Origin of the sequence: Mobilicoccus caccae, assembly GCF_030161635.1 — a bacterium.
In the GTDB taxonomy this organism is placed as follows: Bacteria; Actinomycetota; Actinomycetes; order Actinomycetales; family Dermatophilaceae; genus Mobilicoccus; species Mobilicoccus caccae.
The window spans coordinates 1,013,218-1,025,537 of the sequence record NZ_BSUO01000001.1 but is presented as its reverse complement, the minus strand read 5'-3'; the positions used below and the strand labels follow the sequence as shown (position 1 = coordinate 1,025,537).

The window sequence follows — 12,320 nt, the reverse complement described above, 5'->3', positions numbered from 1 at the left end:
GTGTACTTGCTCCCTCGATGCTAGGAGGCCGCTTGGGCTCCTGCCCCTGGTTCGAACAAACCGACATCGGGGGCCGGGAACCACGTGAAGAGCGCTACTCCGCGACCCGGGTCGGGTGACGTGCCCGCGGCGTGGCGGGAACAACCCGGCGGTGCCGCGCGACATGCGCCGTACGCTGGGGGCGTGGACAGCGCCGCACCCGGCAGCCCGGCCGGTTCCGGAACATCGATCGGCCAAGTGGCCCTGGAGATCGTCGAACGCCTGCACCGGGCGTCCCCGGACACCGGTGACGACCGCACGCAGGTGGTGCTCGACGACGCCCTGGACCGCCTGGAAGCGCGGCTGGCGCGGCTCGCGGAGGATCACCGGTGAACCGCGCGGGTGACGCGGGATCGTGCGCGGCGCTCGCCGCCGATCTGCAGGCCGGTGCACGGATGCTGCGGGCGGCGATCGCCGAGGCCGACGCCCTCGACCAGGGTGCTGCTCGCGACGCGGCGGAGCTGGCCGGCGCGATGGAGGAACTCGCCGGCGCGCTGACCCGCTTCGCAGGCGAGATGCGCGACCCCGCACCACCGCGCTCCGGCAGACCGCACCCGCACACTGCGCTGGCCTCCGCGGCGCGCCGGATCCTCGCCGACGAGAGTCAGATCCGAAGGTAGGCCGCCACGTCGTCGAGTTCGGCGACGTCGTACCAGAGAAGCTCGTCCTCGACTCCCCCGCCGTGTTCGGCGACGTGCAGTGACACGACGGCCGATCGGGGCACGGGCCCGAGGACGACAGGTGGGGTCTCGACGTCGGCGACGCTGCTCGCGGGCACGTCGGCGGCGACGACCACGACACCGGCATCGGCCTCCCGCGCCGCCTCCTCGGCGAGGAGTGCCGCCTCGTACTCGAGGTCCTCCTCGTCCGCCCTCGGGTCCTCGGCCCGCATGGCGGGGGTGACGAAGAAGGCGGGTGCCCGCAGCTCACCCGAGTCCCGCAACGCCCGCACACCGTCCGTTCCGGCGGCCAGGTACACACGCACGCTCATACCTCGAACTCCTTGACTCCCACGACCGTCTGCAGTTCGGCCAACGCGTCGACGACCCCGTCGGCGAGGATCCCCAGATCCGCCATCGCCGCCCGGTCACCGTTGAGACCGATGAAGACCTCCCCGTCGTAGGAGGTCAGTCCGATGGCGAGGGCCTGGCCCCGGTTCAACGGCATCACCGGGTACGTCGCCTCCATCCGGGCGCGACCGACGTAGAGGGGCACTTGGGGGCCGGGCACGTTGGTGACGACGAGGTTGAACCGGCGCCGCGTGACGGCGTTGGCGAGCCGGGCGCCCAGATGGTGCAGCGTCGGCGGCGCGAAGCCCGCGACCCCGGTCAGCGCAGCCGCAGGGATGGCATGCGAGGACCGGGCCTGATGCCGGGTCTGATACGCGATCCGCTCCAGCCTGAGCCGGCTGCTCGGCTCCCCCACGGGCAGGTCGACGAAGCAGGCGAGCACCTGGCTGGAGGAGACCCCGCGATCACCCGAGGTCATCTCGGCCCCGCCCTCGGAGACGCTGATCGGCACCATCGCACGCACCGTGGTCGCCGAGTGCACCGGCTCGCCGCGCGCCTGCAGCCACGTGCGCAGACCCCCGGTGAGGACGGTGAGCGCGACGTCGGTCACGGTGACCTCCACGTGCCTGTCGGCGGTGGCCATGGCGTCGCGCACCGCGCGGTATTCCGCCAGATCGGTGCGCAGCATCCGGAAGCGCCGTGTGGCCCGCACGCGCGCGTTGAGTGCGCTGGAGGGGGCCGGGCTGGCCGCGGTGCGCGCGACCTGCGTCACGAGACTGCCCGCCCCACCGAGGGTCCCCCGCGCGGCGTCGACGGCACCACCGACGATCCCTCCGCGGATCCGCTCGACGAGCGTCAGGGGACGTCGGGCGAAGTCGCGCACCGCGTCGGCCACGAGCTGGACGTCGCTCGGTTCACGCCTCGAGGTCCACGACGGGGGCCGCGGGATGTCCGTCACCGGTTCGGGATCGAGCATGAGGTGGCCGATGTCGACCGCGGTGATCCCGTCGACGAGCGCCTGGTGGGTCTTGGTGACCAGGGCGATCCGCCCGTGCTCCAGGCCCTCGACGACGTACAGCTCCCACAGCGGGTGTTCGCGATCCAGCGGCCGGCTCTGGATGCGCGCGACGAACTCGGCGAGTTGCTCCTCCGAGCCCGGCGCGGGCAACGCCGAGCGCCGCACGTGGTAGCTGAGGTCGAAGTCGACGTCGTCGACCCACACCGGCCCCGAGATCCGCCCGGGCAGCTCACGGACCCGCTGCCGGTAGCGCGAGTTCTCCCCGATCCGGTCGGCCACGAGGGCCATGAGGTCCTCGTGCTGAAGAGCCCGCCGGTCGGGCGCATCACCGCGGTCGCCGCCGCGTTCCCGCGCCGCCTGCGGGCCCTCGAGGATCATCACGGACCCGACGTGCATGGCCGTCGTCGGCTCCTCGAGGTAGAGGAAGGAGGCATCCACGGGGCTCAGTCGATCAGGCACCTCGTCATCGTGCCACGGGGACAGGGCTCGGCACCGCGGTCCCCAGGGTCTGTGAACGCGCCCGGATGTGGGTCGCACCCCGCGCCCCATACTTGACACCAGCAGCGCTCGGGTCCCCTCCCGGCAGTCCCCATCGAGGAGTCGTCATGACCGCCGTCCACGCCGTTCACACCGGCCTCGCCGTGCAGGCCTACCGTCCGGCCATCCGCATCCACCCCCTGGCGGAGGCGGCACCTCGCGCGGCCGGGTCCGAGGCGAGCACGGATCACCCTCGCGAGGGCGCTCCCACGCTGCGACTCGTCGACGACTTCGGCCCGATCGGCACGGCCCTGTCCGCCCTGCCCGATCCGCACGACTGGACGTGCCGGGTCGCCGTCGCCCTCTACGAGGCGGCCATCGGCGCACGCCCGGCCACCCAGGTCATGCGCTGGCTCGGCCCGCACGTGTACGACTCGGTGGTGCGCCGCTCCGGGCGCGCCGCCCGCCGGGGCGGCAACACCCGACGCCCGATCCGACTGCGACGCGTGCGCGCCACCGTCGTCACGCAGACGGAGGACACGAGCATCGTCGAGGCCTGCGCCGTGCTCGACGACCACCAGCGGGTGCGCGTCATGGCCCTACGCCTCGAAGGACTCGACGGGCGCTGGCTCGTCACCGCCTGCGAGATCGGCTAGCGCCAGAGAGTGTCGAGGCTCAGCGGCCCTTCTTGCGCTGGGCGCGCTTGGCGGCCCGGCGCGACTTGCGGTCGCGACTGCTGTCGTCGCGGTGACGCTCGACCGATCCGTCCTCCGCGGGCGCCGAGTACTGCAACGCCTCACGGCGGTTGACCTCGAGCCCGTCACCGCGGACGGCGACACCGGAGTCCTCGCCCTCCTCCGGCGGCAACTGGCTCTCGTCGATCTGCACGTCGACGTTGAACAGGTAACCGACCGACTCCTCCTTGATGCTCTCGAGCATCGCGTTGAACATCTGGTAGCCCTCGCGGCTGTACTCCACGACCGGGTCGCGCTGAGCCATCGCCCGCAGGCCGATGCCCTCCTGGAGGTAGTCCATCTCGTAGAGGTGCTCGCGCCACTTGCGGTCCAGGACCGACAGCACGACGCGCCGCTCCACCTCACGCAGCGCGCGCGGACCGAGCTCGGCCTCGCGGGCATCGAACGCGCGGTGGGCGTCGCTGAGCAGTTCGTCCTTGAGCACCTGGGCGTCGATGCCCGGCAGACCACCGGCGGCCTCGAGGACCTCGTCGATGGTGACGCCCATCGGGTACAGGGTGCCGCAGGCGGCCCAGAGCTGATCGAGGTCCCAGTCCTCGGAGAATCCCTCGGCCGTCGCGGCGTGGACGTACCCCTCGACGACGTCGGTGAGGAAGTGGCGCATCTGCTCGGTGAGGTCCTCGCCCTCGAGCACGCGGCGCCGCTCTTCGTAGATGACCTTGCGCTGGGTGTTGAGCACGTCGTCGTACTTGAGGACGTTCTTGCGGATCTCGAAGTTGCGGCCCTCGACCTGCGTCTGCGCGCTCTGGATCGAGCGGCTGACGAGCTTGGACTCGATCGGGACCGAGTCGTCCATGCCCGCCGACGTCATGAACCGGTCGACGAGGGAGGCGTTGAACATGCGCATGAGGTCGTCCTGCAGCGACAGGTAGAAGCGGGACTCCCCGGGTCTCCCTGACGGCCGGAGCGACCCCGCAACTGGTTGTCGATGCGGCGCGACTCGTGACGCTCGGTGCCGAGCACGTACAGGCCACCCAGCTCGGTGACCTCGTCGTGCTCGGAGACCACCTCGCGCTCGGCCTGCGCCAGCGCGTCGTCCCAGGCGGCCTCGTACTCCTCGGGGGTCTCCTCCGGGGAGAGTCCGCGCTGCTTGAGCGCGGCGACGGCACGGAACTCGGGGTTGCCGCCCAGCATGATGTCGGTACCGCGACCGGCCATGTTGGTGGCCACGGTGACGGCGCCCTTGCGACCCGCGTCGGCGACGATGCTCGCCTCACGCTCGTGCTGCTTGGCGTTGAGCACGGCGTGTGCGACCGAACGCTCCTCCAGCTTGCTGCTGAGGTACTCGCTCTTCTCCACGCTCGTGGTGCCGACCAGCACCGGTTGACCGGCCGCGTGACGCTCGACGATGTCTTCGACGACCGCGTCGAACTTGGCCTTCTCGGTGCGGTACACCAGGTCCGACTGGTCCTTGCGGATCATCGGGCGGTTGGTGTGGATCTGCACCACGCCCACCTTGTAGATCTGGTGGAGTTCGGCGGCCTCGGTCTGCGCCGTACCGGTCATGCCGGCGAGCTTGTCGTAGAGACGGAAGTAGTTCTGGAGGGTGACCGTGGCGAGGGTCTGGTTCTCGTTCTGGATCTCCACCCCCTCCTTGGCCTCGATGGCCTGGTGCATGCCCTCGTTGTACCGGCGTCCCTTGAGGATGCGGCCGGTGTGCTCGTCGACGATGAGGATCTCGCCGTCGATGACGACGTAGTCCTTGTCGCGCTTGAACAACTCCTTGGCCTTGATGGCGTTGTTCAGGTAGCCGATGAGCGGGGTGTTGACCGCCTCGTAGAGGTTGTCGATACCGAGCAGGTCCTCGATCTTCTCGATGCCCGGCTCGAGGATGCCGACGGTCTTCTTCTTCTCGTCGACCTCGTAGTCGCCCGTGGACTCGATGCCGCGCATGCGGTCGGCCGGGGTGCCACGGTCGAGATGCCGCACCAGCCGCGCGAACTGCGTGTACCACTTGGTGGCCGCGTCCGAGGGGCCGGAGATGATGAGCGGGGTGCGGGCCTCGTCGATGAGGATCGAGTCGACCTCGTCGACGATGGCGAAGTTGTGGCCGCGCTGCACGAGGTCGGCGGTCTGCCAGGCCATGTTGTCGCGCAGGTAGTCGAAGCCGAACTCGTTGTTGGTGCCGTAGGTGATGTCCTTGGCGTACTCGGCCCGACGCTGCGTGGGGGTCATGTGCGCGAGGATGCAGCCGGTCTCGAGCCCGAGTGCGCGGTGCACACGGCCCATGAGCTCCGACTGGTACTCGGCGAGGTAGTCGTTGACCGTGATGACGTGCACGCCCTTGCCCGAGAGGGCGTTGAGGTAGCTGGGCAGGGTCGCGACCAGCGTCTTGCCCTCACCGGTCTTCATCTCGGCGACGTTGCCCATGTGCAGGGCCGCACCACCCATGATCTGGACGTCGAAGTGACGCTTGCCCAGCGTGCGCTTGCCCGCCTCTCGCACGGCCGCGAACGCCTCTGGAAGGAGGCTGTCGAGCGACTCCCCGTCGGCGATGCGCTTCTTGAAGACGTCGGTCTCCTCGCGCAACTCCGCGTCGGTGAGCTTCTCGAAGTCCTCTTCGATGGCGTTGACCTGAGCCGCGATGCCTTCGAGACGCTTGACGACACGTCCTTCTCCGGCACGCAGGATTCGGTCGACGATCTTCGGCACGGCCTGACTCCTTGCACATGGCGACGGCGCCTGACTCCTGCCCGGCGCCGTACTCGGTGGTCTCTCAAGGGTAAACGCTGGAAGACCCCGAACCTGTCACGCCCCGATCAGGCGGGTCGTGATCGAGTGACCTGGTGGGCCCGCCGTGGGGCGCCGGGACGCTCAGGAACGCACGAGGTCGGCGTACTCGGGGTGCTTGGAGATCCATCCCGCGTAGAACGAACACGAGGGGATGACCTGCAGCCCCTCCGCGCGTGCCTCGTCCAGGCTGGTGCGGGCGAGCGCCGAGGCCACGCCGCGACCGCCGAACTCCGGCTCGGTCACCGTGTGGGGGAACTCCACGACGCCCTCGGAGCGCTCGTACTCGGCGAAACCCGCGAGCTCGCCGTCGATGTGGGCCTCGTACCGACCCGCCTGCTCGTTCTTGGTCACCTGCACGTCACTCATGGGTTCAGCGTGCCACGCCGCCGCCGACGCGTGCGCCGGGGTCCGGCCCGGCCACCGCGCCCAGCCCGAGGAAGTCGGCCAGTCGCGCGAGTTCGGCGGCGAGGCGCTCGGCCGCGTCGCGTGTCCGGCCGCCCTGGGCCGCCGGTTCCCAGTGCAGCGACCTGACCTGCAGGACTCCCGCGGCCCGGTCCGCCTTGAGGTCGACGCGCGCGAGGAGGTCGTCGTCGAGGAGGAAGGGCAGCACGTAGTACCCGTGCACCCGCCGGTCCGCCGGCACGTAGATCTCGAGGCGGTAGTCGAAGCCGAACAGCGCACTGGTGCGTTCGCGCTGCCAGACGAGCGAGTCGAACGGGCTGAGCAGCGCACACGCCTCCGTGCGGCGTGAGGGCAGGCGGGCCTCCCGGTGCAGGTACGCCGGCCGCTGCCAACCCTCGATCTGCACCGGCAGCAGCACTCCGTCGGCCACGAGCCGGGTGATCGCCGACCGCGCCTGCGCGGGCGAGAGCCGGAAGTAGTCGCGCAGGCACCGCTCGCTGCCGACCCCGAGGGCCCGCGCCGAGATCTCGATGAGCGCGGCGAAGGAGTCCTCATCGCTCATCGGCGCCGCGCCGTGCGGACCCCGGTCGACGACCTCGGGGGCGAGGATCCGCTCGGGCAGGACGTAGCGCCGCTCGAACTGCGTGGTGCGGCCCGCGCTGCAGATCTGCCCGGCCCAGAACAGGTGCTCCAGGGCGGTCTTGACGGCGCTCCAGTTCCAGCCCCACTGGTCGCGGCGCCGCGGTGCGTCCAGACTGAGGCGCGCGTCGAGTTCCCGTGCGGTGACGGGCCCGTGGGTGCCCACCTCCTCGAGCACCATCCCCACGAGCCCGGGATGCTCGGCGACGACCCGCTGCATGTTGCCCCACGCCTCCTCCAGCACGCGGCGCATCCGAAATCCCAGCAGCGGCCACGTCGAGGGAGGGATCAGCGACGCCTCGTGCGCCCAGTACTCCACCAGGTGCCGCGGACCGCGGTCGCGCAGACGGTCGAGGCGAGCGGGGTCGTACGGTCCGAGACGGGAGAAGAACGGGAGGTAGTGACTGCGCGTGACGACGTTGACGCTGTCGATCTGGACCACGCCCAGGCGGTCCACGACCCGCTTGAGGTGGGCCGTGGTGACCTCGCCGCGGGGGCGGTGGCGACGGCCGAAGCCCTGCGCCTCCAACGCCACCCGACGGGCCTGTCGCGCGCTCAACCGGGTGACGGGGCCCGCCGCCGCCTCAGGAGCGGTCACGCCGCCACCGGGCCGCCACCAGGGCCGCCTCGGTCCTCGAGGTGAGCCGGAGCTTGTCCAGGATGTTGTGCACGTGGTTCTTGACGGTGTTCTCGCTGATGAACAGGCGCGCGGCGATGTCCCGGTTGCTCAGCCCCTCCCCGATGACGGCCAGCACCTCGCGCTCGCGGTCGGTGAGCGCCGCCCGGGGATCGTCCACGCGCTCCTCCGTCTCGATGAGCGCGGCGAACTCCTCCAGCAGCGTCGAGGCGAGCGAGGGCGACAACAGCGACCGACCCGCGCGCACCGCCCGGATGCCGTCGATGATGTCCTCCGGCGGGGCGTCCTTGAGCAGGTAGCCCTTGGCGCCCGCGCGGATGGCGGCCACCAGGTCACGCTCGTCCTCCGAGGTGGTGATCATGATGATCTCCACGCTGGGATCGTTCTCCCGGATCTCGCGGCACGCCTCGATGCCGTCGCCCCCCGGCATGCGCACGTCCATGAGGACGACGTCGGGTGCCAGCTCCTTCACGCGGCCGACGGCCTCGGGCCCGTCGGCGGCCTCCCCCACGATCTCCAGGTCGTCCTCGGTGGTCAGCACCACTTCGAGCCCGCGGCGGTAGAGCACATGGTCATCGACGATGAGGACTCGCGTGCGTCGACCCTCGGTCGTCGCCTGTTCGCTCATCCGGTCATCATGTCACGCGGGCCCGAACCCCTCCGGGACGGAGAACCCGGTGTCGTGGGCGCTGCGGGCACCTACGCGCGCCTCGGACGCCGGTGGGGGCAGAGCGTGTCGCCCTGCCCCCACCACTGCAGCGTCCGTGTGGATCAGACGGCGGCCGCCTGACCGCCCGAGGCGTCGACCTCGAGGTGGATGACTCCGTAGTCCCAGCCGCGGCGCTTGTAGACCACGCTCGGCCGGTCGGTCTCGCTGTCGTGGAAGAGGAAGAAGTCGTGTCCGACGAGTTCCATCGACGACACGGCCTGCTCGAGGGTCATCGGGGAGGTCTTGTGGACCTTCTCGCGCACACCGATCGGCGAATCGCCCTCGGCCGGGATGCGCTCGGCGGGGTCACCGTCGGAGGCCGCGAGATCCTGCGTGGGCTCGGGTCCGCCCATCTCGGCGATCTTGAGCCCGGAGGTCGCCTCGGCGAGGTCGGGGCCGCCGCGTCGACGGGAGACCTTGCGGCGGTCGCCTGCTCGGCGGAGCCGTTCCTGCAATTTGCCCAGCGCCAGGTCCAGGGCCGAATACTTGTCCTCGGCGAACGCCTCGGCGCGGACGACGGGTCCCTTGGCGAAGCAGGTGATCTCGAGTCGTTCGCTGCCCTTGGGGGTGCCGCGCCCGGTCTCGTGGGTGAGGACGACCTCGATGCGCTGCGTGCGCGGTGCGAGTTGCTCGACCTTGGTGAGCTTGTCCTCGAGGACCTCTCTGAAGCGGTCCGAGATCTTGAGCTGACGGCCGGTGACGACGATCTCCACGGGAATCCTCCAGTGCTGTTCGGGGATGACGGGCTCACGCGAGCCCGGACGACGGGTTCTTCACCCCCTTCGCCAAACCGATGGCGACCGGTTCCGGAACTCCGCTGTGCGGCGGCTGATCCCGACTGCGGTCGGAGAGGACAACAGCACGCGCCCCGCGCTGGGCGCTCATGATGAACGGTAGTCGACAAGCGTGTGACGCGCGAGGAATGCCCAGCCCGTGGCGCGGGTCATGTGCACATTCCCGACCTGGTGGCGACGCTCGTGACCAGGGTCAGGTGGACAAGACGGACATGCCGGTCGTGCCGGTCGTGTCCGTCGTGCCCGGGGTGCCGGTCTCGCGCGCCGGGGTGAAGGCCAGGGCACAGACCGCGATCGGTCGTGCCCCCACACCGACGAGGGCCCGGACGCACTCACGAGCGGTGGCGCCGGTGGTCACGACGTCGTCGGCCACGAGGACCGGGGCGCCACTCGTGACGGGCGTGCCGGGGCGCACGGTGAACGCGTGGTCGGTGTTGCCGGTGCGTTCGAGCCGCGTCAGCCGGGCCTGGTCGGCGACCCGCCGGGTGTGGCGCAACACCGGGGCCCACACCAGCGTGCGGCCGGGCAACACGCCTGCGCCGGCGAGCGCGGCGCGGATCAGCAGGTGGGTCGGCACGTCGCCGCGCACACGCCGGGAGCGGGGCGAGGACGGCGCCGGGACGACGTAGACGGGCTCGCTGACCTCGCATGGTTCGCCCGGTCCACCCGGCTCGTCGGCCGTGATCGTCAGCGCCGTGACCAGCGCCGCTCGCATCGCCGGTGCGAGGACGGGTAGGAGGTCGCGCCTGCCACCGTCCTTGAACGCGACGATCGCCGAACGCAGCGGGCCGTCGTAGGGCCCGGCGGCGACGACGACGCCGTGCGGAGTCGCGGCACGGCCCACGCGCCCGGCCACGATGCGCGGGTACGCGGCGGAACGGTCGAGGAAGGACGCGCAGGTCGCGCACCAGGGAGTACCGAGCTCCCCGCAGCCCGCGCACACCGCGGGGAGCGCGAGGTCCACCAGGGCCGAGGCGAGCCTCACCGCCGTCCGGGCGAGGCCGACGGTCTTGCGCAGGGGCGCCGTGGGTGGCAGGGAGGCCATGGGTGACATGGGTGACAGCCTGCCGCGCGTGCGCGGCCTGCTCGCGTCGCGGGTCCCGCGCGTGTGGAGAACCCCGGCGCGATCAGGAGCCGGGGACGATGAGCTCGCCGACCTCGTCGTGGCGATGCCACCCACCACCGATGCGTCGCCAGACCGCGCCGTCCTCGGACACGACGACCACGCCACGTTCACCGCCGGAGGTGACGATCTGCGCGGCTCCGTTCACCTCGGCCAGCGGGGCCTCCTGCTCGCCCAGCGGCAGGATCCGGGGCGCCACTTTCGCTCCCTTGCGGCCGGCCACCACGGCCACCGCGGAGTCGTCCACCCAGCTCAGGTCACGGACGTCGGTCAACCCGGCCGCGATGCGCCACGGCTTCTGCAGGGCGACGGGGGTCCCGCCCTGTTCCACCGCGATACCGCTGACGTACACCGAGGTCTGCCCGGCGCCGTCGGTCAGGGCGATGGCCAGCCTGCGGCCTCCGGGGGCGGGTTTGACCGCGGTGACCCGCTGGTCCAGCCAGGGCGCCTCGATGACCTCGGGGGCGGTGCGGACCGGCAGATCCGCCTGGATGTACCAGATGCGCGGCCGGCCGGCGCCGTCCACACCGGCGATCCAGCCCTGCCCGCGGCGGTCGAACGCCGGCTCGGTGAGGGAGGACCCGAAGGTGGGTGGGCTGCCCGAGTCGCGGGGGGTCCACCGGTAGATCGACGCGCGGGCCTTGTCGACGCCGATCCCGCTGCCGAGGTCCTGGGAGATCGCGAGCCGCTCCCACCGCAGCGGCACCTCGGGCAGCGGCGGGGCGTCCACCGCGCGCTGGTTCTCGCCACCGGTCAACCACCCGGTGAAGTCCGCGGCCGATAACCGGGTCCCCGTGCGCAGCACGATGGCGCGGGGCGCGGCCTCGGGTTGGGCGAACCCGAGCGCCGCGAGGCTGGTGGGCAGACCGTCGACACCGACCAACGACAGACGACCGCCCTCGACCGACAACGACACCGCGGTCACGCCCTGCACCTGACGCAGCGTCCGGAACATCTGCGCCCAGGCGCTGCGGCGCTGCTCCACGGTCGCGACGTCCCGGATCTCGGTGCTCAGCTCGACCTGCGCCACGTTCTCGACGATCGGCACCGAATCCACCACCAGGCGGCTCTTGGGCGGGAATCCGGTGACCGCCGCGCCCTGGAGGTAGGGCGGCACGTCGGCCAGTTGGGCCTTCGCGAGGGAGGTGGCCAACCCCTGCCCCTGCCGGAACCAGCGGTAGTCGGAGATGAGCGAACGGTCGACCGGATCGGCATAGGTCAACGCGAACCGGCCGTAGGCGCGGCCGAAGTGGAACGGAGTGAGCCAGAGGCCGAAGTCGTCGGGCAGCTCCGAGATCCGCCACTCCCCGGCGACCTGCGTCAGGCCCAGCGTGGAGGTGGCGACCTCGCCGGGCGAGGCGACGTAGTAGCGGCCCGAGGAGTCCAGACGAGCCCTGACCGGTGCCCGCACGGACACCTTCTCGCCGTCGCCCTCCAGGGTGAGGTCGTTCGAGTCGGAGTAGACCGTCACGCCGCTGCGGGGGGTCCAGGCCGATGAGGCCGCCCCCGTGAGGAACAGGCGGGCGGCCGAGTAGTCGTCGTCGTCGGAGGAACTCGCGAGGAGGAACCCGTCGACGATCTGCTGCGGGGAGGCCCCCGGCGCCGGCGGATCGAACTGCAGGCGGATCGGCGCGTAGTCGTTGGCGCCCACCTCCAGCCCGCGCCCCACCGGGCTGGAGGACGGCAGTCCGCCGCACGCGCCGAGTAGGGACGCCGCCAGGGTCCACCCGATCACCCGGGACACGCGACGCCCGCGCCTGCCGTGGCCGTTCATCGCCGATCCTCCGCCCGCGCAGGGCGGGAGCCGTCGTCGAACGCCCTCCCGTGCGCGTCGGGGTGGTTCTCACCGGTCCCGACGGCCCCGTCGTCGGACATCGAGCCGGTGTCGGTGGTCGTGCCGGCCGCGCTCACCTCGGACGCAGGGCCTGTGTCCGGCTCGTCCTCGACGCCGGGCCCCTCGCCGGCACCGGACGCGTCACTCACG

12 protein-coding genes and 1 pseudogene are annotated in these 12,320 nt (G+C 71.3%); 3 read left to right on the top strand and 10 right to left on the bottom strand.

Going from position 1 to position 12,320, the window contains the following annotated elements; translation table 11 throughout:
* The first annotated feature begins 183 nt into the window (after positions 1-183).
* Positions 184-372, top strand: coding sequence for a hypothetical protein (locus QQK49_RS05085; protein WP_284303002.1), 189 nt, complete (start codon positions 184-186; stop codon positions 370-372).
* Positions 369-659, top strand: coding sequence for a hypothetical protein (locus QQK49_RS05080; RefSeq protein WP_284303001.1), 291 nt, complete (start codon positions 369-371; stop codon positions 657-659). Before QQK49_RS05085 ends, QQK49_RS05080 begins: the two co-directional genes overlap by 4 nt.
* On the opposite strand, the gene QQK49_RS05075 is transcribed toward QQK49_RS05080, so the two are convergent.
* Together QQK49_RS05075 and QQK49_RS05070 are read right to left on the bottom strand one after the other, a co-directional pair.
* Positions 644-1,030 carry a DUF6912 family protein gene (locus tag QQK49_RS05075; RefSeq protein WP_284303000.1) on the bottom strand — a complete coding sequence of 129 codons (387 nt, stop codon included), beginning with the start codon at positions 1,028-1,030 and terminating at the stop codon, positions 644-646. The genes QQK49_RS05080 and QQK49_RS05075 overlap by 16 nt on opposite strands.
* Positions 1,027-2,526, bottom strand: coding sequence for a WS/DGAT/MGAT family O-acyltransferase (locus QQK49_RS05070; protein WP_284302999.1), 1,500 nt, complete (start codon positions 2,524-2,526; stop codon positions 1,027-1,029). The genes QQK49_RS05075 and QQK49_RS05070 overlap by 4 nt, the downstream gene beginning before the upstream one ends.
* A 146-nt stretch (positions 2,527-2,672) precedes the next feature.
* On the opposite strand from QQK49_RS05070, the gene QQK49_RS05065 reads away from it, so the two are divergent.
* Entirely contained in the window at positions 2,673-3,200 is a 528-nt protein-coding gene (locus tag QQK49_RS05065) for an Rv3235 family protein (RefSeq protein WP_284302998.1), read from the top strand.
* A 19-nt stretch (positions 3,201-3,219) separates the two neighbouring features.
* On the opposite strand, the pseudogene secA reads toward QQK49_RS05065, so the two are convergent.
* From secA to QQK49_RS05025, 8 genes and pseudogenes are all read right to left on the bottom strand, one after another.
* Positions 3,220-5,951: pseudogene (gene secA / locus QQK49_RS05060) on the bottom strand (preprotein translocase subunit SecA).
* Between the two features lie 162 nt (positions 5,952-6,113).
* Positions 6,114-6,398, bottom strand: coding sequence for a GNAT family N-acetyltransferase (locus QQK49_RS05055; RefSeq protein WP_284302997.1), 285 nt, complete (start codon positions 6,396-6,398; stop codon positions 6,114-6,116).
* A 4-nt stretch (positions 6,399-6,402) separates the two neighbouring features.
* Positions 6,403-7,671 carry a winged helix-turn-helix domain-containing protein gene (locus tag QQK49_RS05050; protein WP_284302996.1) on the bottom strand — a complete coding sequence of 423 codons (1,269 nt, stop codon included), beginning with the start codon at positions 7,669-7,671 and terminating at the stop codon, positions 6,403-6,405.
* On the bottom strand, positions 7,658-8,338 hold the full coding sequence (locus tag QQK49_RS05045) for a response regulator (protein ID WP_284302995.1): 681 nt from the start codon (positions 8,336-8,338) through the stop codon (positions 7,658-7,660). The genes QQK49_RS05050 and QQK49_RS05045 overlap by 14 nt, the downstream gene beginning before the upstream one ends.
* Before the next feature lie 143 nt (positions 8,339-8,481).
* Positions 8,482-9,132: a ribosome hibernation-promoting factor, HPF/YfiA family gene (gene hpf / locus QQK49_RS05040; RefSeq protein ID WP_284302994.1), complete on the bottom strand. Its 651-nt coding sequence runs from the start codon at positions 9,130-9,132 to the stop codon at positions 8,482-8,484.
* Positions 9,133-9,406: 274 nt separating this feature from the next.
* The gene (locus tag QQK49_RS05035; protein WP_284302993.1) at positions 9,407-10,267 is read right to left on the bottom strand and encodes a ComF family protein; all 861 of its coding nucleotides are present in this window, start codon (positions 10,265-10,267) and stop codon (positions 9,407-9,409) included.
* 73 nt (positions 10,268-10,340) lie between these two features.
* The gene (locus tag QQK49_RS05030; protein WP_284302992.1) at positions 10,341-12,110 is read right to left on the bottom strand and encodes an LpqB family beta-propeller domain-containing protein; all 1,770 of its coding nucleotides are present in this window, start codon (positions 12,108-12,110) and stop codon (positions 10,341-10,343) included.
* Positions 12,107-12,319: a hypothetical protein gene (locus QQK49_RS05025; protein ID WP_284305977.1), complete on the bottom strand. Its 213-nt coding sequence runs from the start codon at positions 12,317-12,319 to the stop codon at positions 12,107-12,109. Before QQK49_RS05025 ends, QQK49_RS05030 begins: the two co-directional genes overlap by 4 nt.
* Position 12,320: the final 1 nt, after the last annotated feature.

Excerpts from the sequence above, each read along its gene's own strand:
- QQK49_RS05030 (WP_284302992.1), bottom strand. The coding sequence starts at position 12,110 with ATGAACGGCCACGGCAGGCGCGGGCGTCGCGTGTCCCGGGTGATCGGG.
- QQK49_RS05065 (WP_284302998.1), top strand. The coding sequence starts at position 2,673 with ATGACCGCCGTCCACGCCGTTCACACCGGCCTCGCCGTGCAGGCCTAC.
- QQK49_RS05075 (WP_284303000.1), bottom strand. The coding sequence starts at position 1,030 with ATGAGCGTGCGTGTGTACCTGGCCGCCGGAACGGACGGTGTGCGGGCG.
- QQK49_RS05055 (WP_284302997.1), bottom strand. The coding sequence starts at position 6,398 with ATGAGTGACGTGCAGGTGACCAAGAACGAGCAGGCGGGTCGGTACGAG.
- QQK49_RS05045 (WP_284302995.1), bottom strand. The coding sequence starts at position 8,338 with ATGAGCGAACAGGCGACGACCGAGGGTCGACGCACGCGAGTCCTCATC.
- QQK49_RS05035 (WP_284302993.1), bottom strand. The coding sequence starts at position 10,267 with ATGTCACCCATGGCCTCCCTGCCACCCACGGCGCCCCTGCGCAAGACC.